The organism is Algoriphagus mannitolivorans DSM 15301 (assembly GCF_000429425.1).
Lineage (GTDB): Bacteria > Bacteroidota > Bacteroidia > Cytophagales > Cyclobacteriaceae > Algoriphagus > Algoriphagus mannitolivorans.
This window is the reverse complement of record NZ_AUBV01000006.1, coordinates 210,050-230,719: the sequence shown is the minus strand read 5'-3', so window position 1 is coordinate 230,719 and position 20,670 is coordinate 210,050. Positions and strand designations below refer to the sequence as shown.

The 20,670-nt window shown below is 42.0% G+C and carries 23 protein-coding genes; 10 read left to right on the top strand and 13 right to left on the bottom strand.

Annotated features, from left to right (window positions below):
* Nucleotides 1–2: 2 nt before the first annotated feature.
* The gene (locus G458_RS0107705) at nucleotides 3–401 is read right to left on the bottom strand and encodes a hypothetical protein (protein ID WP_026951392.1); all 399 of its coding nucleotides are present in this window, start codon (nucleotides 399–401) and stop codon (nucleotides 3–5) included.
* A 165-nt stretch (nucleotides 402–566) separates the two neighbouring features.
* Between G458_RS0107705 and G458_RS21390 the strand changes: the two genes are divergently transcribed.
* Nucleotides 567–1,385: a glycosyltransferase family 2 protein gene (locus G458_RS21390; protein ID WP_051287120.1), complete on the top strand. Its 819-nt coding sequence runs from the start codon at nucleotides 567–569 to the stop codon at nucleotides 1,383–1,385.
* Here G458_RS21390 and G458_RS0107695 read toward each other — a convergent pair whose 3' ends face one another.
* From G458_RS0107695 to G458_RS21385, 6 genes are all read right to left on the bottom strand, one after another.
* Nucleotides 1,386–2,225: a TauD/TfdA family dioxygenase gene (locus G458_RS0107695; protein WP_026951391.1), complete on the bottom strand. Its 840-nt coding sequence runs from the start codon at nucleotides 2,223–2,225 to the stop codon at nucleotides 1,386–1,388.
* Nucleotides 2,226–2,227: 2 nt separating this feature from the next.
* Entirely contained in the window at nucleotides 2,228–3,259 is a 1,032-nt protein-coding gene (locus G458_RS0107690; protein WP_026951390.1) for an ATP-grasp domain-containing protein, read from the bottom strand.
* Nucleotides 3,260–3,690: 431 nt separating this feature from the next.
* Nucleotides 3,691–4,743 carry a hypothetical protein gene (locus G458_RS20390; protein WP_157359724.1) on the bottom strand — a complete coding sequence of 351 codons (1,053 nt, stop codon included), beginning with the start codon at nucleotides 4,741–4,743 and terminating at the stop codon, nucleotides 3,691–3,693.
* A 120-nt stretch (nucleotides 4,744–4,863) separates the two neighbouring features.
* Complete coding sequence (locus G458_RS0107680; protein ID WP_026951389.1) at nucleotides 4,864–5,262, bottom strand: group III truncated hemoglobin; 399 nt, start codon at nucleotides 5,260–5,262, stop codon at nucleotides 4,864–4,866.
* 2 nt (nucleotides 5,263–5,264) lie between these two features.
* Nucleotides 5,265–6,506 carry an alkaline phosphatase family protein gene (locus G458_RS0107675; protein ID WP_035467890.1) on the bottom strand — a complete coding sequence of 414 codons (1,242 nt, stop codon included), beginning with the start codon at nucleotides 6,504–6,506 and terminating at the stop codon, nucleotides 5,265–5,267.
* A 64-nt stretch (nucleotides 6,507–6,570) separates the two neighbouring features.
* Entirely contained in the window at nucleotides 6,571–7,350 is a 780-nt protein-coding gene (locus tag G458_RS21385; RefSeq protein WP_051287117.1) for a hypothetical protein, read from the bottom strand.
* 112 nt (nucleotides 7,351–7,462) lie between these two features.
* On the opposite strand from G458_RS21385, the gene G458_RS0107665 reads away from it, so the two are divergent.
* The gene (locus tag G458_RS0107665; protein WP_026951387.1) at nucleotides 7,463–8,134 is read left to right on the top strand and encodes an OmpA family protein; all 672 of its coding nucleotides are present in this window, start codon (nucleotides 7,463–7,465) and stop codon (nucleotides 8,132–8,134) included.
* 46 nt (nucleotides 8,135–8,180) lie between these two features.
* On the opposite strand, the gene G458_RS0107660 is transcribed toward G458_RS0107665, so the two are convergent.
* On the bottom strand, nucleotides 8,181–8,693 hold the full coding sequence (locus G458_RS0107660) for a GNAT family N-acetyltransferase (protein ID WP_035467889.1): 513 nt from the start codon (nucleotides 8,691–8,693) through the stop codon (nucleotides 8,181–8,183).
* 92 nt (nucleotides 8,694–8,785) lie between these two features.
* Between G458_RS0107660 and G458_RS0107655 the strand changes: the two genes are divergently transcribed.
* The 6 genes from G458_RS0107655 to G458_RS0107630 are packed head-to-tail and all read left to right on the top strand — an operon-like array spanning nucleotide 8,786 to nucleotide 11,726.
* Nucleotides 8,786–9,133 (top strand): PadR family transcriptional regulator, encoded by a 348-nt coding sequence (locus tag G458_RS0107655; RefSeq protein WP_026951385.1) that lies wholly within the window; start codon nucleotides 8,786–8,788, stop codon nucleotides 9,131–9,133.
* A gap of 11 nt (nucleotides 9,134–9,144) precedes the next feature.
* Nucleotides 9,145–9,378: a DUF433 domain-containing protein gene (locus tag G458_RS0107650; RefSeq protein ID WP_026951384.1), complete on the top strand. Its 234-nt coding sequence runs from the start codon at nucleotides 9,145–9,147 to the stop codon at nucleotides 9,376–9,378.
* Entirely contained in the window at nucleotides 9,375–9,722 is a 348-nt protein-coding gene (locus G458_RS0107645; RefSeq protein ID WP_026951383.1) for a DUF5615 family PIN-like protein, read from the top strand. The genes G458_RS0107650 and G458_RS0107645 overlap by 4 nt, the downstream gene beginning before the upstream one ends.
* Nucleotides 9,722–10,408 (top strand): hypothetical protein, encoded by a 687-nt coding sequence (locus G458_RS0107640; RefSeq protein ID WP_026951382.1) that lies wholly within the window; start codon nucleotides 9,722–9,724, stop codon nucleotides 10,406–10,408. Before G458_RS0107645 ends, G458_RS0107640 begins: the two co-directional genes overlap by 1 nt.
* Nucleotides 10,405–11,031: a hypothetical protein gene (locus tag G458_RS0107635; protein ID WP_026951381.1), complete on the top strand. Its 627-nt coding sequence runs from the start codon at nucleotides 10,405–10,407 to the stop codon at nucleotides 11,029–11,031. Before G458_RS0107640 ends, G458_RS0107635 begins: the two co-directional genes overlap by 4 nt.
* Nucleotides 11,022–11,726, top strand: a complete 705-nt coding sequence (locus tag G458_RS0107630) for a hypothetical protein (protein ID WP_211234624.1) — start codon at nucleotides 11,022–11,024, stop codon at nucleotides 11,724–11,726. The genes G458_RS0107635 and G458_RS0107630 overlap by 10 nt, the downstream gene beginning before the upstream one ends.
* A gap of 3 nt (nucleotides 11,727–11,729) precedes the next feature.
* Here G458_RS0107630 and G458_RS0107625 read toward each other — a convergent pair whose 3' ends face one another.
* The 5 genes from G458_RS0107625 to G458_RS0107605 form a co-directional block, all read right to left on the bottom strand.
* Nucleotides 11,730–12,587, bottom strand: coding sequence for a bile acid:sodium symporter family protein (locus G458_RS0107625; protein ID WP_026951379.1), 858 nt, complete (start codon nucleotides 12,585–12,587; stop codon nucleotides 11,730–11,732).
* 464 nt (nucleotides 12,588–13,051) lie between these two features.
* Entirely contained in the window at nucleotides 13,052–14,185 is a 1,134-nt protein-coding gene (locus G458_RS0107620) for a DUF819 family protein (protein ID WP_026951378.1), read from the bottom strand.
* Nucleotides 14,186–14,227: 42 nt separating this feature from the next.
* The gene (locus tag G458_RS0107615; RefSeq protein WP_026951377.1) at nucleotides 14,228–15,316 is read right to left on the bottom strand and encodes a DegT/DnrJ/EryC1/StrS family aminotransferase; all 1,089 of its coding nucleotides are present in this window, start codon (nucleotides 15,314–15,316) and stop codon (nucleotides 14,228–14,230) included.
* A complete protein-coding gene (locus G458_RS0107610; RefSeq protein ID WP_026951376.1) occupies nucleotides 15,297–16,586 on the bottom strand; it encodes a glycosyltransferase family 4 protein in 1,290 nt (429 codons plus the stop codon). The genes G458_RS0107615 and G458_RS0107610 overlap by 20 nt, the downstream gene beginning before the upstream one ends.
* Nucleotides 16,587–16,700: 114 nt before the next feature.
* A complete protein-coding gene (locus G458_RS0107605; RefSeq protein WP_026951375.1) occupies nucleotides 16,701–18,155 on the bottom strand; it encodes an NADP-dependent isocitrate dehydrogenase in 1,455 nt (484 codons plus the stop codon).
* Nucleotides 18,156–18,365: 210 nt separating this feature from the next.
* Between G458_RS0107605 and G458_RS0107595 the strand changes: the two genes are divergently transcribed.
* Together G458_RS0107595 and G458_RS0107590 are read left to right on the top strand one after the other, a co-directional pair.
* Nucleotides 18,366–19,148 (top strand): enoyl-CoA hydratase/isomerase family protein, encoded by a 783-nt coding sequence (locus tag G458_RS0107595; protein WP_026951374.1) that lies wholly within the window; start codon nucleotides 18,366–18,368, stop codon nucleotides 19,146–19,148.
* A 15-nt stretch (nucleotides 19,149–19,163) separates the two neighbouring features.
* Nucleotides 19,164–20,654, top strand: a complete 1,491-nt coding sequence (locus G458_RS0107590; RefSeq protein ID WP_026951373.1) for a polysaccharide biosynthesis C-terminal domain-containing protein — start codon at nucleotides 19,164–19,166, stop codon at nucleotides 20,652–20,654.
* Nucleotides 20,655–20,670: the final 16 nt, after the last annotated feature.

Sequence of the window (20,670 nt, the reverse complement as noted above, 5' to 3'; positions counted from 1 at the left end):
CCTTAAAAAGAAGCATTCAACAAGCCTGTAACAACAAAAAGAACTACCAAGAAGAAACCTAAATCTCGCTCAGCGGAATAGGTATACTCCAAATACCATAGAAAAAACAAAAGCCCTGTAAAAAGTAGTAATGGAACGGTGGTGGCGACTACTCCCCAAACCAGCAAAAACTGGATGATGAGCATCCCTGAAACACCTCCCAAAATAGCCCAACCCACCCATTTTGGGTTGGAATGCAAAGGGAAAACCCGAAGCGATCGAAAAACAAAATACCCCAAAATCACAGCAACCCCAACGAGGACCGGAGTAGTGGTGATTTTATTAAATTCCAGCAAAAACGCGGCAACAAAGGCCATCAGCAAATAGACTACTCCGAGTGGTTTTAAAAATTTTAGGGTCATGAAATGGAAAATAATTAGGCCTCAATAATTGAAAGAATTCTCTTTGTGAAATTAGTCTCACAAACTAATAAATATTGCCGAATATTTATTCAGGATTCTGAAGCCCGTTTTTCTAAGAAATAGTATTCGAAAGCCAATTCCAGAAATAAAAAGTAATTTCAAATCATGAAGCAGCCCTTAGTTTCTGTTTGCATCCCTACTTTTCAGCACAAATCATTCATTGAACAATGTCTGGATAGCGTTCTTGCACAGAATACTAACTTTGATTTTGAAATCATTCTGGGCGAAGATGACAGTACTGATGGGACTCGGGTCATCTGTCAGGAATATGCCGCGAAATATCCAGACAAAATCCGGATTTTTTTGAGAAAAGACCAAGATAAAATCCCCCTGCTAGGGAGAAAATCAGGTCGGATAAACTATCTGGAAAACTTCCGAGCAGCTCAAGGAAAATACATTGCCATGCTGGACGGAGATGATTGCTGGGTCAGATTAGATAAGCTCCAGAAGCAGGTGGAAATGCTCGAGAAGAATCCTGAAGCATTTCTTTGCAGCAGTGAATTTCTCGATGGTCCCAGATTAAACCAAAAATTGAGTTCTTCAGAAACTCCTGATGAAGAATTCACTTTTTATCCTAAAGCAGCCCTTACTAAAGTCAGTTACTTAGGTCATGTTTCAAACTGGGTGTTTCGAAACAATCTATCAGAATTTTTAACTTCAAATGCTGCACTCAAAGGCCCTATTCTGGACTTATTATTATTCTCTTTTTTCAAGAAAAAGGGAGGTATTATTCATTGGTCCGCTCCATCCTCTTTTTATAGAACCAACGAAAAAAGCTATCACGTCAATAAGTTGTCAAAAAGTCGTCACCGGGAATTGCTTTGGTCAAGTTGGTACCAATTCAGAGACATTCATCGAAATCCAATCCAGTTTATTCGCTTCTTAGGTTATTTGGGAAAAAAAATACTTCGGAAGAAATCCTGATTAACTCCAATAAGACATTCTTACAAATACTTTTCGTTCAAAATTGGAGACCTGACCTCGCCCGTGAAGAGTTCTTTTATTGTCAATAATCGCGAGCATACCTTTTTCCCAATGAATCTCCTTGGTCAGCTGATCTGCCACCTCTTTAATCTCCAAAATCATCGATTTTTTGTGCTCAATATCCTTTCCAAACTCCACAAATGATTTGGTTTGATCGGGATAAAAAATCTCCCGGACTCCAAAGGGAAGGATATTATTGATAAAAGCCCAAGTCGATCCCTTTTTCTGCAAGATTGGGGAATCAAATGCCGTCCATATAGCCCCATCTTCTGGTTGATATTTCATCCGAACCCGATTTTTTGATAAAACTATCTCCAATTCTGCGGGGTCAGTGATTCCATAAATATTTTGCCAAACTTCCAAAGGGTGATATCTATGATAAGTAGCCAGGTTATTTGAAACCAAATAAGTTTGAGTTTCAGGGCTCAAACTTTCAAAAAGCGTAACGCCATCACAATACCATGTCGAGTCAGACCGATCTCCAGGTTGCTCACAAAAAAACCACAAAAGGTCCGGAGGATTGATATTCTGAAAATATAATTCACCATGCAGCGGGACTTCATGACCAGACTTCAGTCCAGTTGCCGTAAAAACAGATTTATTCTCACCCACCATGGACCTTCCGCTATTTCCGCCTATGACTGTATGCTTCTCCTCCTTTTGGATAAAATCTCCCCCGATATCATTGGAAAATTGTTCAAAATCGTCAAGTGTGAATTTTTCTTTAAGGATTAAGACACCGTTCTCTTCCAAGATTTTTTTTACGAGTTGCTTATTCATATTCAGTTTGCTCCAATGGTTTGTATGACTTTTCTGGCTTTAGAAAATTCTGTTTTTGAATCTTGAAAAACAGATACTCCCAAATGATCCTTGAGAAGCAAATCCAACTCATTAAATCCTAAAAGGAACCTAGAAGATGTCGCTCCAGTAAATCGGCAATTAAATTCAAAGATCTTGAAGTCTCCATCCTTACTTCGCTGCAACTGGAGGTTTAATGGACCTCTTAAGCCAAGTTTATGAAACTTTTCCAGAGAAAGTCTGGCGATAAGTTCCAACCTCTCATCCTGCCATCTTTCTACCTGATAGCTGATTCCGTTTTTCATAAAATGCTTCCCGATGAAATAGGCACTATTTGACAATTCGGAAGCTGAATAAATTTGAATTGAGTATTTATTTTCTTCAAATGAAAAATGTAGAGGATAGCCTATGGTGTCGAATTCGGAAATTCGTGTTTGCATTTCCAGATCTTCTCCAAGTCTTTCTTGAACAATAAAATTTTCCAATGAGCCGTTTAATGCATCTATTTGGGCTGGATTTACGATAAGCCTGACACCTTTTGATGCAAACCCCTTTTTAGGTTTTAGAATAAATGGAGTTTCAAGAATCCCATTTGATTCATATTCTTTGGCTAATCTGGTATAAGCAAAGGGCAATCCCAATTCCTTACACATTTTATAGCTGAGATATTTATCAAAAAAATTCTCCGCCAATTGAGAATTAGTCAATGAAATCTTTGAACTGAGACCGGGGTTTATCTCCGCTAATCTAGCCAAGACTACCGCATCTTCATCCCTGCATGGAATTACTAAATCTGGCAGTTCATTATCTATTGTACTTTTTAAAAATGAAAAGAAATCTGAAGAAATTGTCAAAGGACTTTTAATAAACTGGTCTAATTCCTTCAATGTATGAAAGTCATCCAAACTGTTAGTACCTACTAAATGGAAAGCCCCTCTCGAGTGCTGGATTATTTCAATCAAATTCTGCGCAACCAAACTACCGGCACTTACCAGTAAAAGTTTTATTTTTTTCATGTTTTTAAAAAGCTACTTTCAGACATGAGAGCAGACTTAAGAAAATTAAGGAGCTTGCTAAATATAGACACTATTTTGAGTTTAATGATCAAAAAAAGTGTTTTGGCTACATTTCCTCGAATAAGATTATAAAAATCAATTAGTAGTTGGCCACAAGGAAAGGAGATGAAAAAATAAGTTTCTAAAAATTTTAAGATCAAGGATTTTACTCCGTTGCCTGGGGATTAAGATTGAAAAATCATTTACAAAAAATCACCCTTAAATTTTGCCAACTCCGCTAGGAGCTACTTGCGAAATTTAGCTTTGGGCACAAAAAAAGCCCTTTGATATTTGCTCAAAGGGCTAATTCATTTAATTGAAATTCAAGAAAATGGGTTGGATGTGTTTTGATTTTTGCAATAAATGCAAAAACCTATTGCCAAGCACCGGGATTAAAAGTCGTAGGTTCCATCCGGCTTCCTGCAGGATTCCACAATTTTTGCCTGAAACATTTTATCAGATTTCAACAGGGAATAAAATTCAGCGATGTAATTCCTCATGGATTTGGCATCCGCATCCGAATAAAGCGATGAATAAGTATCAATTAGGCTCATCATTTCTCCTTCTTTTTCCAAGAAAAGCTTCCGGGCATAGTCAAAGATTGCCTGTTCCCTACAAAAACCTCTATATAGTCTTTCGGTGACTTTGGTGATCGAAATATTGGAATTCACCTGAGCATAAGGCGGATTGACTAATCCTGTCATATCGAAATCATAGGCAAAGGGAACCACCGTCTTGGAGTCCAACTTCATCACTTTCTGATTATGTTGATAAAGCCCCGACCAGTCGGTATTTCCAATCATCATCTGAAAAAAATCATGAACAACTGTCGCCGTATCTTCCATGATTTGCGGCGTTATCTTTTTGCCATCCATCATTTCCCCTTCAAACCGCTGCGCGGCATCATCATCATCCTCAATCACAAATCCGAGCATCTCAACAGGCTCCTGCTTCCGGTCATCCAAATTGGTAAATGTCAACTGGATAAGTCTGGTATGAAAGGTATATTTGGTCACCACTTCGTAAAGTTTATAGGCTAAAAATTCCTTACCCACCAAGCTTTCAGAGGATTTCGCCCTTGAGCAAGGCATTACCAGCTTCAATCGCCGGTATCCTTGAAACATGGTTCCCTTTGCGTCATCCTTATCCATGCGGATTCTAGTCGGCGGATAGAAGCAATTATCCAAGCGAAAATTCCCCCGGGTTCTGATTTCAAACGGCAGCGCTTCCCATTGCCCTGCTTCATTTTTCACCTGAATTTCCTGAGGCATAAAAGTGGAATCATTCGTTTTGGATCTCAATTCCTTAATCGACAAGGCCATATTCATGTAAAAAGGCTCTTCGGAATCAAAAAGCTGAACCTTCTCCTTTTCCTGAGAAAAACTCAGGGTTGTGGAAAATAGAAAAAAAAGAATGACTAGAAAGTGTGTTTTTTTTGCTGACATGGCATTTCTTGGTTGGTAAAGAAATCCACCAATAAAATTGGCGCTTACCACAAGTTACTGATTCTGAATACAAATCAGGAATGATTCTTTGTCAGAATTACTTTACGGGGAGAATCTTTCCTACTGGGTTGGCCTGGATTCCCAAATTCTCATAAAAAGCATGTGCGCCATTCTCCGGGCGTGTTCTTTGGCAAACTCCGCAATTTCCCCTTCAAAAAACCTGTCAACCGTCGAAAACCAAAGCTCCAACCAATTTCCAAAATGTACTTGGGTGATGGAATGATCCATTTGACGGTCCACTTCCCGGTGGACTTGTGTTGGGTTAAATTTTCCTCTTCCAGGACCAGTTTGCAAAAGGATCATCTCCCAAAAATCAGATAGGTGCTCTAAATGATGCTCCCAATCTTGGACAATTGCATTAAAAACAGGGCCCAAAAGCTCGTGCTTTCGAACCTGAGAATAAAATTCCCGCACCAAAAAATCTACTTCCCTTCTGCTTTTGATCTCGGCCCTTTCCATCATTAATCCTTCAGAACCGGTGCAAGTACAGAAGGATTTCCATCTATTCCTTCAGGAATTGGCAATCCCAGGATTTTGCATACCAAGGGATAAATATGAATATTCTGAAAGGGCTCAATTTGAAACCCTGATTTGATCATCGGTCCGTTTGCATAGAAAATCCCCCACAAATCCTGATACTTAGGACTAAACCCATGCTCCCCAAATACCTCGGTTTTGATCATTGCCGAGCGGTTTTGATAACGCATCATTCCCCGATTATCTGCCAGATAATAGCCCAATTCCGGCAAAATCAGAAAATCCCCTATGCGCTGGGGAAAAAGGCTGGTATCCGTGTAGTTTTCATTGGACTCCAAGTCATCCAGCGTAATCCGTGAGCTTCGGGACTGAATTAACTTAATGGCCTTCTTTTTCATTTTTTTATCCTCCAGATACACATGGGCCAAGGCCCCGTCATTGACGACCCGGGCTTGGATTCCTTCCATTAAATCATCCAGATTGATTAAGTTTTCCTTAGGCACATCGGTCATGCCATGGTCTGAAACTAAGATAATGTGAACCGGCAGATCAAAACTCTTTATCCCCTCAAACAAGGCCCCCAACTCATGATCCAGCTTGGTAATTACGGGCCTTAGCTTCTCGTCATTACTCGGCCCATAAGCATGTCCGATATCATCCATATCCGAAAAATACAGAGAGATGAACCTTGGTCTTTCTGAATCCGGTAGCTGAAGCCACTCAAAAACTTTGGAAATTCGGGTCAAATTTGGAATTTTCTCATCGTAGTCAAAGTATTCACTTGGGCGAATCCCCTGCACAGGCGCCTCAGAACCCACAAAGAAAAAACTGACTGCTTTCAGCCCATTCTGCTCCGCCAAAACCCATAACGGGGTTCCTCCATACCAATAGCCATCCTGAACTATATCCCGATTGGACATGGTGTACACCAGTTCTTTTTCAGGCTCGTAGAAAGAATTGTCCACTAATCCATGGTGCTCGGGAAGCATTCCTGTGGCAATAGTATAGTGGTTGGGGAATGTCTTACTTGGAAAAGACGGAATCAGCCCTTTGGCTGCTGTACCATTGGATATAAACCTGCTTAGGTTTTCAGGCTGAAACCTTTCCACATAATCATGACGAAAACCGTCCAGAGAAATTAAAATAACGATGGGATCTTTTTCTTGGGAAAAACCCTCTCCGAAAAGCCCAATCCATAGAAATCCGATCAGAAAGAATACGCGCATGAGTATTTTTTTTCCAAAACTACCCAAGTTCCTGCACTTGGGCCATTCATTGGTGGAAAAACAGCTATCGATTATTTGCATTTCTCAGCGAGTCCAACTGAGCATGTGCATAATCCATTGCGGGAAAATAATCCTCACCATTCACCACCCCTTCCAAGAAAATCCCTCCGATTTCAATTCGTTTGTTCACATAGATCTCCAAGATTTTCAGCTCTTCCAGTAGCTCTGGATAATCGGAATTTTTCCTTCTGGCTTTTTGGATCAGTCTTAGATTTTCCTCCCACTTAGGCAGATAAACGACCTTGACAAATTCTGAAAGCACTTGATCATTGTCTATTTCCAGCCTTCGGTAAAAATCCAAAGCTTCTGTTTCATTCTGCTCAAATTGCTCATAAAAGTCATTGAGCTGGGTATTGGTACTCATCAAATCACCCGCAAATAGAATCAGAAAAAACAGGAGGAAAGTAGCCAAGCCCGTAAGTAAGCCTAAACCCGCAGCCCTCCAATTGCTTTTCTTGGGACTTCCCGCAGCCTTATGAAATTCCAGCTCACGATTCATCAAAACATAGGCCACAAGATGAACCAAAACGGAACTCAAAATTGGGATTAAAAAAGTGGGAATCTGATCAAGATGTTCTTCCGGAAGTGAAATAAGATATCCAAAAAGACCTAACTGCAGAAGTACCCCTCCCAAGAGAATGGTCTTTCCGAGGCTTTTCTGCCCCAAGATGTTGAGATTTTCCCACATCGCTATAGCCCCAGCGGCAGGCCCACCGATAAGTGTAGCCAGATCGATTCCAAAATAAGAAAATAGCTTTAGCGGTTCGTTTTCAGGCTTATTCATTCAATTTTTTTATAACCAAAGAGATAAAGAAGTCACCAAACTCACAGCTGATCATTCTATTTACCGATTGGTATCTCCTTTGCAAAATTATCCTCGAAAAACTAGTCAAGCTATGAACACTAAAAATAGAATTTTACTCGGACTTGGATTAATCGGAGTTTTGGCAGGAACGCCTTCTTGCAAAACTAGTAATGCCGCCAAAGGTGCTGTCATTGGTGGTTCTGCAGGTGGTGTTTTGGGAGGAGTGATTGCGGGTAAAAAAAATACCGCCACTGGAGTGCTGATTGGAGCTGCCATAGGAGGTACTGCAGGAGCCATTATTGGAAATCAGATGGATAAGCAGGCCGAAGAGCTGAGAAGAGATCTCAAAGGCGCTAAGGTAGAACGTGTGGGAGAAGGGATCAAAATCACCTTTGACTCAGGATTACTTTTTGGCTTTGACCAGGCTTCGCTTAACTCGGCTTCCAGATCCAACCTTGAAAATCTGGCAAGCACCCTGAAGAAGTATGAAGACACCAATATTCTTGTGGAAGGGCATACTGATTCGGTTGGAGAGGAAAGCTACAACCTATCCCTTTCCCGCGACAGAGCTTATGCCGTACAAAACTATCTTGGGAATCTCGGAGTAGCGACAGCCAGAATCAGCAGTTTGGGTCATGGTGAATCTTTGCCGATAGCCAGCAATGAAACAGAGGCCGGAAGAGCTCAAAACCGAAGAGTAGAAGTCGCTATTTATGCCAATAAAAAGATGAAAAGAATGGCAAAAAGAGGTCAGCTAGGCTAATTCAACCCAGGGTAGATTTCCGGGATCAATTTTGACTTGGGTAGCGCTAAAAATCCATTCTCATCAAATAATCCGTCTGAATCTCATCGCCAAAAGGAAAAGGATGGCTTCCGAAAATTCGGAGGCCATTTTTTTCATAGAATCGAATGGCCCGAGCATTATGCTCCCAGACACCCAACCAGAGGTATTTTTTCTGATTTTGCTTTGCAAACTCAATGGCGGTATCCAATAGTTTTTTCCCCAATCCACTTCCCAAATGCTCCTCCAAGACATACAATCTGGCAATCTCCAGACTTTCCGGATCATGTATGTCCGTCTGAGCTGGCACCTGATTCACTTTGGTGTAAGCGATGATTTCTCCCTCGAGCTCAGCGATAAAAAAAGTAGAAGCCGGATGAGCAATTTCTTTTTCAAACTGGGCTAAAGTAAATGCCTCATTCAAATAGGCAGTGATATTTTCAGGCTTATTTCCCGCAGTAAATGCTTGCAAAAAGGCAGTTCGGGCCATGTGGAGTAAATCAGCAAGGTCAGATGAATGGGCTTTTCGGATAGAAATCATGGAGGCAAGCAGCAAATTTTTCTAAAAAAATAATATACCTCAGTTTCTTAGGTATATAAGATTTTGATATATTCGAACTCAAACTTAACACCATGTCGAGCAACGCGCTGATCAAAGGAAGCCTTCAAACTATTATCCTCAAACTATTAGAGGAAAATGAAAAGATGTATGGCTACGAAATCACCCAAAAAGTGAAGGAACTCACCGCCGGCGAGATCAAAATCACCGAGGGAGCCCTCTACCCTGCCCTGCACAAGCTGGAAGCCGAGGGACTCCTCACCACCGAAATCCAGCAAGTGGACAATCGGGTGCGGAAATACTACAGCCTGACCAAGGACGGGCATAAGGAAGTTAGTTCTAAGCTGGCCGAGCTTCAGTCATTTGTAGAAAGCATGCAACGCATTATCAATCCGGGATTGAAGCCCGAGTTTTCACTTTAAAGTTTAAGATCATGGAAAATTTGTTGAATAGAATTACCCTGGATCCCGAAATCGTTCATGGAAAGCCCTCCATAAGAGGAACAAGAATATTGGTGAGTTCAATTCTGGAATATTTAGCTGGTGGGAATAGCGTTGATGAAATCTTGGAAGAGTTCAAAGAATTGACCAAGGAGGATATTTTGGCTTGCTTGGCATATGCCTCCAAGGCGATCAATCATCAGGAGTTTAAGATTCCGGCAGCATGAAGTTTCTTTTGGATGCAAATATTCCTCCTTCATTAGCAGAGGAACTTTTTGAATTTGTCGTGTTTACGACTGAATCACTTCCTAAAGGGAATGCATCCAAAGATTCTGAAATTATCCGGTTTACCTTAGATCAAGAAGCAATTTTGGTCACGAAAGATTTCGATTTCTACCATTCTTTCCTTCAAGGCAGAAATCCCCGTAAACTTATTCTAGTCAAATTGGGAAATATGAAAATCAGAGAATTGAGATCCTATTTCAGAAAAAATCTGCCAAAAATTATTGAGCTGTTTGTAACAACATCGATGATCATTCTTACTCCTGAAGAAATTTTAACATTTGACTGATGAGAAAGCTATCCGAACAAGAACTCAAACTTGTCCAATTGGCTATATCCGAAAAGGGGATAAACTCTGCCGAACTTCTGATGGAAGTATATGATCACTTTTTAAGTCATTTGGAAAGCTTTCCCGAAGAGCAATTTGAAGTTCAATTGAATTCGCTGAACTTAAAATGGTCAAAGGGGTATTGTGCAAAGCTTCAAGACAACCTCAGAAAAAATTTGAATAAAACGGTAAGGAAAATCCAGTGGAATCTGATCAAAAGTTATTTCTCTTGGCCAAAGTTTTTCATTACCCTATTACTAATCGGCGGAATCACTCTATTGATCAATCTTCTCACCAGTAAATTACAATTGGCTATCCTTTTCTCTGTACCTCTGATTTACCTAACAGGGTTTCTGGCTATGGTTTTGTTTAGAACTCATCAAAAGCTAAAGCCCATTAAATCCACATTCAAGGATTCTGGTCTCAAAATTAACTCGCTTTACAGTTCGTATTTTATCACATACCTGACTTTGCCTTTTCATTTTTACAATATATGCCTCAATGTTCCTAGAATACTCAAAGTGGATCAATTGGTCTCTGATGAATTGGTGAATTATCTATCCATTGGCTTTTGTTTTATCATTTATATTCATGCTATTACAGCTTATGAAGCCTGGAAAATCAAATCCAAAACTGCCTTGATATGAGGACACTTTCATCTACTCAATTGGATAAAATCCGGAGAGAAATCAGCTCAATTCAAGTCTACTACACCGACATCCGGGCCGAGCTAACCGACCATATCGCCTGCAAAATCGAAGCGGAAATCAAGGATGAAGAAGAATTTGAAAGCTTACTTCAAAAGTCTTTGGAAGAGATCAATCCCAGTAAGTTTCAGCGAAGTCTTTTGATTCAGGCCCACTTGAACTTTCTCAAAGAGTTTTTGGGCAATTTGGGCAACCTGAGAATCATGGTCAAAACCGTCGGAATGACTTTAATCATTGGCTCCTTTATCAATCTGTTTTCTACCTACACTCCTGAAACTGCCGAGAAAGCACTCAAAACTGCCTTCTTGATTGCCTGTTATGGAGGGTTCATTTTGGGACTCTGGAAAAACAAATACCTCAGCAATTCTCAAGTACTGACCGCAGCGAATGTTTTATTCCTGATCGCCTCTTTTTCTCAGTTTTTTCTCCGATTGGAGTGGTTAGCTTGGACTGGGGCTTCCCATCAAAAGCTACTATTTTTTATGACGGCCTGCTTTTCCTTTATCCTCTGTTCAGGCTATGCCAACCTATTCCGGAAGTTTAAAAATGTCCAATGGCAATGAAGCTTTCTCACGATCAGGTCAGCACCTTGAAGAAATTGATTTCCTACAAAGGTTATGAGGAAATCGATGTCCAATATGAAATTCTAGATCATGTAGCATGCCGAATTGAAGTGCTGTTGGATGAAAACCCAAAGCTTACTTTAGATGAAGCTTTTCGAAAATCCCATTCAGAATTTGGGGTTTTTGGCTTTGCGGACTTGGCGGACTCTTATCGGGAAAATATCCGGAAGAGGTTCTGGAGGCGATATTGGGCAAGTTTGAGAACTTTATTGACTTCCTATCGCGTAGTTTATCTTATACTACTGGCTTGGAGCTTTCAATGGATCAGCCAAAATTTCACCCTCTTGGGAGAGCGTCTTACCGCACCCGGTTGGGCGGTAATCGGGCTGATGATTTCGGTAGTTTTTTTCATCATTTACTATCACCGGACAGGGAGAAATTACAAGAACTACGCAACCTTTAAACAAGGCTTAAGCATATTCACTGGGTTTCAATTGGCGATACATGTATCCACTCAAGGGCTTAGATTCTTAATGGGACCCGAAATTCCGACTGAATTTAATTTTCAAGGCATCATGGCTTGGATCACGATTGCGGCCTTGTTGATTTGCTGGATTTCCATTTTTCTATTTCCGCGGGTCATTCAAGAGGCCGCCGAAGAAACGGCCAGACTTAAGAAAATCTATGAAAGCTGAGCTTTACTTTTTCTGATTTCCCCAGAAAATCACCAATGCTGCCGTGCCAAACATAATCAGGCTGTAAATCGCCGAAGGAATTGCCATCACAGAATTTACCATCAATGTTGCAGCAATCGTAATGCCCAAGGTGCCATTCTGAATCCCTGATTCGATGGCGATCGTCAGACTTTGTTTGAAATCTAATCTGGCGAATTTAGCTAATCCAAAACCAAGCCCAAGTGTAGCAAGGTTCAAAGCAAGAGATGCCGGACCCGCCTCGATAAAGAACTGAACCAGGTTGCTTTTTTCCTTGAGGATTGCCGCCAAAACAATGATGATAAAAAATACTGCGGAAATCTTCCGAAAAGGCTTATCCATCCTATGGGCGAGTTCGGGGGACTTTTTTAACACCAGCATCCCGATGGCCACCGGAATGATCGTAATGGCCAAAACAGCAACCACTGTCCCCAAAACCTCCAGCTGCTGCTCTTCCCCACCGGGAATAAAATAACCAATTGAAAAATTGACAATAAACGGAATAGTCAATACTGTAATCAAGGATGAAAAAGCGGTCAGCGTAATCGAAAGCGCGGAATCGCCTTTAGCTAGATGCGTAATCAGGTTGGAAGTAGCTCCGCCGGGACAGGCGGCCAAAATCATCAATCCCACCGCAAGTTCGGGTGAAAGCTGAAGCAAATTCGCAATCAAAAATGCCAAGAAGGGCAGCAAAACAAGCTGATTGAAAAGCCCTAACGAAACTGCTTTGGGATAAATCAAAATCCGCTTAAAGTCATCCATCCTGAGACTTAATCCCATGCCAAACATGATGATGCCTAATGCCAAAGGCAGAAATAGCTCAGTAAGAACGCTGGTTTCCATGGTATTTTGGGTTAGTGGGGAATAGAGTTATTACGTTATTGGTTATTGAATCTAATGCCTTTGTCGCCTCCAGTTTACTTCGATATTCGACATTCAGCGTTCGACATTTGAAATTTATTTCAATCAATAATTCTTAGTTTTTTCCGTATTCGAATCAATATCGAACCTCGAAAGATAAACGCCGAATAAAGAAGTTTACCTCCTCAGATCTTGTGTCTAAAGTCTATTTTCTTGATTCTATTATAGGTTATTGGATAATAATTCTTTTGCCTTTGTCGCCTCCAGTTTACTTCGATATTCGACATTCAGCGTTCGGCATTCGAAATTCTAATCCTTTAATAATTCTTAGTTTTTTCTGTATTCGAATCAATATCGAACATCGAATGATAAACGCCGAATAAAGAAGTTTACTACCTCAGATCTTGTGTCTAAAGTCTATTTTCTTGATTCTTGATTCTTGATACTCAAAGCATCCCTGCCACCGCAAATCCAACATACGTACCGAGCGCATTCCCCAAACTTCCCACCAGCACCCCCGGAATCAATAAATCGGGCCGATTTAGACTCTCCGCTGCCGCTAAAGCGGTCGTATTCCCACCTACATTCGCCTGCGAGGCTACAGCAATCACATCCCAATCCATCTTCAGCAAGGCTCCTACTCCAAACAAAACCACCCCGTGAACCAACACCAATAAACCCACAAACAGCATCAAGGTAAGCGCCAATTCCCCAGTGTCGGCCAATGCCCCAAAATCACATAGGGTTCCGATAACTGCCAAGAAAACCAGAATAAAGAAAAAGCCTAGGGTATGTTTTCCGTACAACTGCTTCACAGATGAAAACTGAGCCAAAACCAAGGCCAAAGTGGTCAGAAAAATGATTTCCGGTACTTGGGGAAACCACCCCACCAAGACTTTGCTTATCGCCATTCCCAACAAGCCTAGGGCCAAAATCGAAGCCAAGGAAGAGATGGAAATATACTCGATGGCCTGGATTTTTTCACCGCTTTGGGCCGAAGCAAGTTTCTTTCGGGGGAAAAGCTTCTGCAGGTATTTGGGCAAAATCAACGTAGCAATAATCCAGGGCGTACCGATCAGATTATCCACCACAGTCGTGGCTGCAAAAAGATTACCTGCCTCATTTACCTTGTAGTGGAGTGCCACCGCATTGAAGTTGATCGAACCGCCGATATAAGTTCCCGTAAACATGCCCGCTACTGCTGGTGCAAGTTCTCCGATTTTCACCTCCGGATTCACCAAATACCAAGAAGTAAGTACCCCAACAACTGTCGCCGCCGAACCCAACAAAAACATCCCGAGTAGTGGTAAACCTGCATTTTTCAAACTTTTCAAATCCACTTCCAACAAGGCGATAAAAATCCCCAGAGGCGCCAAATACAGGAATACTCCATCATAAACTGGACTTCCTTCCATGGCACTGGGGATAATTCCCAGATTTGACAAAAGTGCGCATAGTACAATCACCAAAATGGGAGTTCCTACAGTTTTACCCCAAGAAAGACGGGTCAGCCACTGGGCGAAAAAAACTGATACGCATAAAGTTCCTGCAATAAATAACGGCTCTTGGCTGAAGGTCATGAGGGAAAATAGGAAAATATTACAAAAGGACCTGCTCTTCCTTTAAGCTTTAAAAAATGTCCTGATTTTTTGAATGATATACTCGATTTCCTCAGCCTTCAAAAATGGATTCAAAGGAATCGAAAGTCCTTCAAGGCTCAGCTTTCTGGCATTATCAAAACTTCCCTCTGAAGCAAAGGGTATCAGGTCTGGAATAATTCTCGGATAATGAATAGCAGTCCCAATTCCATGGTTTCCCAAAAATGTCCTCAATTTGTCTCTTCGGTCCGTTTGGACTACAAACAAATGGGCATTATGATCCTCCTCCAAGGTACTTTCGGGCAAAGTCAATTCAGCTATCCCGGCAAAAGCTTCCAAATACCTTTTGGCGATAGATTTTCTCTTGGCCTGATTACCCTCAAAATTCTCCAGCATCACATTCAAAAAAGCAGCTTGCAGGGTATCAATTCGGCTGTTTCTTCCGACCAACTCGTGCTGATCTCTCAAAGGCTGACCATGATTGCCGAAAAGTCTGATTCTTTGAGCAACATCGGGATCGGTAGTCAAACACATTCCCGCCTCACCTAGAGCCCCGAGATTTTTGGTAGGATAAAAACTCAGACATCCCACATTTCCCCAGGTACCTGCGGCCTTACCATTTTGAAACGCACCAAATGCTTGAGCGGCATCTTCGATCACAAAAAGTTGGAGGTTTTTGGCTTTTTCCATCAAGGGCTTCATGTCCACCATTTTCCCATACAGATGAACTGGGATTACTGCCTTGGTTTTGGCTGTGACTGCCTTTTCCCAATCCTCTTTGAGTAAGCCATTTTCATTTGTATCCCAAAAGATTGGCTTAGCCCCTACGAAGACCACTGCTTCAGCGGTAGATACCCAAGTCATCGCAGGTACAATTACCTCATCTCCCGGACCAATCTCCAAAGCACGGAGCGCTAATTCCAATGCATCCGTTCCATTGGCACAGGCAATGGAAAATGGAGAATTCAGGTACTTTGAAACAGATTTTTCAAAGTAATCCACCTCTTTTCCTCCGGAAAAAATCCCAGCTTCCAGCACTTCAGAAAACCGGTCTTTCAACCTGTCTCTGAGCCTCACTTCCATTCTGCTTAGATCAAGAAAGGGTATTTTCATCCAGAATTTTGGCTAAATCCAGCGTAAGCGATCTCCTTGAAAATTGATCCAAGTTTGAGGCTTCTTTGATTTCGGGCTGAGAACTCATGAGCTCCCTAAGGGCAACCTGAATTCCCACAAAATCCTCATGTCGGATCACTTTCCCCGCCTCCGACTGTTGAATAATCTGGGCAGAGTCTCCTTTGGGATCTCCCAAAGCCAAAATCGGCACTCCGGTCGCCATGTATTCAAAAATCTTCCCGGGAATATTTCCTTGGGCATTTTTGGTATCTGTCAGTATCAAGACCAAAACATCTGCCTGAGCATAAAACCAAAAAACCTCTCCATGACTGACATATCCGGGGAAATTTACCCGTTCAACCAACCAATCATCGTCCTTTACAAATTCCCTGACCTGCTCAGAAACCTTCCCAACAAAAGTCAGACGCACCTCTTCCTGAGTATTGGTAAACTCCTCTTTCATGGCCTTTAGCAATGGAATGGGATTACGGATGGAATCAATTACCCCGGAATAAACCAAATGAAGCTCCCCTGCCTTTTTCTTTTTCGGAGAAAATCCTAAAGGAATATCCGAAGGATCAAATCCATTCGTGAGAAGTTTAATCTTCCGCTGAGCCAACTTTTCCAAATCTCTTTGAAAGGTGGGTGAAATAGTCATCACAGCATCGGCAGTATTCAACACAGCCATTTCCAATTGGGAATGCTTCTTTCTGATCCTCGCACTCATCGGCAGCGTATCCAAAAATTCCCATTGAGACCAAGGATCCCTAAAATCAGCTATCCAAGTGACCCCTGTTTTTCGCTTCAATTCCAAACCGATCAGATGCATACTATGCGGGGGACCTGTGGTTATTATCGCATGAAACTGGCCTTGCTCCGCTAATTCAGTCAAATATTTCACTGAAGGTTTCACCCAAAAAACCCTAGGATCTGGCACCAAAAGATTGGCCCGAATCCAAATAGCGGCCTTTTCCAACAAGCCTTTTTCTTTCTGTTCCAGCAGCCGTCCCGGATGAGTTTTGGACTTTCTTTTCACTTTGGAAAAAAGCTGATAGGGCTCCCAAATCGGAAATTTGATCACCTCTAATAGGTGAGGAATTTCTTTTTCCAGACTTTCATCTTTGAGGTCAAAATCCGGATTTTCGGGAGTAAAAATCACTGGTTCCCACCCTGCTTCCGGCAAATATTTGGCAAACTTCAGCCAACGCTGAACACCGGAACCTCCACTGGGTGGCCAATAATAGGTGATGATGAGGACTCGCTTTTGCATGGATGTACAAAGTACTACGTACAAAGTAGAAAGTACAAGGCCTATTAAAAAGAAAGGGCTGCTCTTCTTTACAAAAGCAACCCAATCTCAAATTTCGATTTTCAAATCTTCAATTTATTCTCCTTGTGCCAAAGAATAGCCTCTGACTCCGTCAAAGGTATATAGGTGCTCAGTTTTGATAAAGTCAAAGCCCAGATCTCCAATCTGCTTAAGAAGATCCAAAACTTGTCCGTGAGAGATCGCTCCTCCGTCGGCAGTTTTGAATCTGCATCTCCAGTGATCTGTGCAGAATGTCTCTTTCATGCCCTCTGGAAACACCTTCACTCCTCTGTTGGTGATCAGGTGCAGCTGAAGTCCGTTGGCATTAGCTTTTCTAAGCTTTTCTCCAATCACGTTTGGATCTCTTCCAGCTTCATTCCAATCAATAAATACATCCACCCCAATCAACTCTTTCTTTGGAACAGACTGAGGTCTCAATTTGATTTGCATAGGCTTAGTATCCTCCTTATCAAAAGAAGCTGGAGTCATTTTAGCCGGCTTTTGCCCCAATCTTTCGATGACCGCATCCGCAAATTCCTGAGTTCCTGCTTTTTTGGTGGACAAGCCTTCCTGATAGATGTCTCCGGTATGGATTCCATCTTCCAAAGTTTTCATCCAAGCATTGGCAATTTTTTCAGCAATTTCCGGCTGGCCAATATGCACCAACATCATGATGGCACCATTGAGCAAGCCTGAAGGGTTGGCGATTCCCATTCCTGCAATATCAGGTGCAGAACCATGAATGGCTTCAAACATGGCAACTTCCTCACCCACATTGGCAGATCCACCTAGTCCTACAGAACCGGTAACCTGTGCCGCTACGTCAGAAATGATATCACCGTAGAGGTTCAAAGTCACAATCACGTCAAAAATTTCAGGTCGCTCTGCAATCAAAGCCGTCCCGATATCGATGATTTTGTGATCGGCTTCAATCTCTGGATACTCCTTGGCGATTTCATCAAATGTCTTGTGGAATAAGCCATCCGCCAACTTCATGATGTTGTCCTTGGTCATACAAGTCACCTTCTTGCGACCATATTTTTTGGCGTATTCAAATGCATAACGGATGATCTTCTCAGACCCTGGCTGAGAGATCAGCTTTAGGCACTGATACACTTCATTAGTCTGTCTGTGCTCAATACCCGCATACAAATCCTCTTCATTTTCCCGGATAATCACCAGATCAGTTTTTGGGAAATGAGTCTTGATAAAAGGAGAATAAGCCTTACAAGGACGTACGTTGGCAAAAAGCCCGAATGACTTTCTTGTGGTTACATTCAAAGATTTAAATCCTCCACCTTGAGGAGTGGTAATCGGAGATTTCAAAAATACCTTGGTTTCTCTCAAGGAATCAAAAGATTTAGGCTCCATCCCAGAGCTGATCCCTTTGAGGTAAACCTGCTCGCCAATTTCGATTACATCATATTCCAGTTGGGCTCCGGCTGCTTCCAGAATCGCCAATGTGGCCTTCATGATCTCAGGACCGATACCGTCACCATAGGCAACTGTAATTTTTGTTTTGGAGGACATATAAATAGTTTTTTTAGTTAAATTTTGACTCAGGCAAAAGTAAACAAAAATGCCTTTTTGACTTGATTGAAATTGAGGATTCTAGCGATTTCTTTCTTAAATCTTCTATAGAAAAATCCAAAAAGTAAATTGAATTTGGATAATTCTAAGTTATTAGGTTTGGCATTGTATCCCCTACCTGTATATTTGTTTCCCACATCTTTTGGATTTATGGCAGAACTAGCAAATATCCTGACCGAAGTAAAAAACGGAGTTCTTTACCTCACCCTTAATCGTGAAGAAAAGCTCAATGCGCTGAATTTTCAGACCTTAGAAGAGCTAAAAATGGTTTTTGAGGAGATCATTGACAGCCGGGAGATCAAAGCAGTGATCATCACCGGAGCAGGCGAAAAGGCCTTTGTGGCCGGTGCAGACATCAGTGAAATCGCCGAGCTGAACGAAGTGAATGCCCGAAAATTTGCAGAAAACGGACAGGAGATTTTTGCCATGATCGAAAATTGCCACAAACCCGTCATTGCAGTCACCAACGGATTTGCCTTGGGAGGCGGATGTGAACTTGCCATGGCTTGTCACATGAGAATTGCCTCTGCCAATGCCAAATTTGGCCAACCTGAGGTCAACTTGGGAATCATCCCAGGGTATGGTGGAACCCAGCGTCTGACAATCCTGATCGGAAAAGGCAAAGCCAATGAACTGATGATGACCGGAGACATGATCGGGGCAGAAGAAGCCAAGTCATTAGGTTTGGTGAATTATGTGCTTCCTACCAAAGAAGAAGCTATTGCCAAAGCGGAAGAGGTTATTGGCAAAATTATGTCCAAGGCTCCACTGGCGATTGGCATGATCGTAGATTGTGTGAATGCAGTCTTTCTTCCTGAAGATGGCTATCAAACAGAAGCTAATTGCTTTGCCCGATGTGTGAAATCAGGCGACTACAAAGAAGGGACTTCTGCATTTTTGGAAAAAAGAAAGCCAGTTTTCAAGGGAGAATAAGCTCTTCCCTATTCCATGAGCAATCTGAAAAAACTCGCCGGTCAGACGGCCATTTATGGTCTAAGCAGTATTCTGGGTCGGTCTATCAATTTTTTGCTGATCATCGTCTACACAGCCTACCTGGATACAGAGGCTTTGGGGGCTTTTACGGGCACCTATGCCTTGATCGGATTTCTGAATATTGTATTCACTTATGGAATGGAAACGGCTTTTTTCCGATTTTCCACCGGAAAAAATCTCGATCCCAAAACTGTCTACAGAAGCACCCAATCGCTTCTGATACTTTCCACGCTAGGGCTGGGGTCTGTGGTTTTTTTGTCGGCACCATTGCTGGCCGATTTAATGGATTATCCCGGAAGAGCCTATTTATTTCGATGGACCGCTCTGATCCTTTCCTTTGATGCAATTCTGGCGATTCCTTTCGCTAAACTAAGACTAGACAACAAGGCTTTGGATTTTGCAGGAGCGAAATTGATCAACATCCTGCTCAATGTCTTTTTCAATCTCCTTTTCATAGTCTGGCTTCCACAATCCGAAAACATCAGCCTCGAATCCTTTGGACTCAATCCCGATTGGGGCGTGGAATACATTCTACTTTCCAACCTTTTGGCCAATGGTCTGATTATCCCATTTGTCTGGTGGAGAGCCGGTTTTTTTGGTTTTGGAGTGGAACAATCCATCCTCCGCCCCATGTGGAATTACTCTTTGCCGCTTCTCTTTATGGGTTTGGCAGGAGTCACCAATGAGCTGGTATCCAGATTGCTCTTCGAATATGTGCTTCCGGAAAATTACTACCCCGGGCTTAGCAGCAGGGAGGCTGCGGGGGTTTTCGGAGCGAATTTCAAATTGGCCATTTTGATGAATTTGGTCATTCAGGCATTCAAATATGCCGCTGAACCATTTTTCTTTAGGCAATCTTCTGACAAAGGTTCTCCAGAGCTCTATGCCCGAGTAATGCATGCCTTTTTGATATTTTGCTCCATCCTGATGGTTGCGATTTCCGTGAATCTGTCTTGGATTGGTCCGATGTTTCTCAAAGGCGCAGTTTATACTGAAGGTTTTTATATCGTCCCCGTTTTGCTCCTGGGTTATTTATTGCTGGGGGTTTATTTTAATCTATCCATCTGGTTTAAGGTTACTGACCAAACGAACTACAGCTTTTGGATCACCTTGGTGGGCGCTTTAGTCAGCATTGCGATCATTTGGTTTTTGGTGCCAATTTGGGGATATATGGGAGGGGCACTCAGTACTCTGGGATGCTACTTGGTGATGACTTCCATTTGTTATTACTACGGGCAAAAATTCTACCCAATCCCCTATCAGACAGGCAAAGGAATCCTGATTTTGGCTTTGGGATTTGCCTTGAGTTACTTAGGTTTCTATGGGAGCATAGAATCTCAATTTGGAGATTTCATCTTGAAAAATCTTTTGGCCTTGGTATTCGTTATTGGGATTGGCTTGATGGAACGGAAGTCTTTGGAGACACTATTCAAGAAAAGCCACTAAAGGAATCCTCAACCAA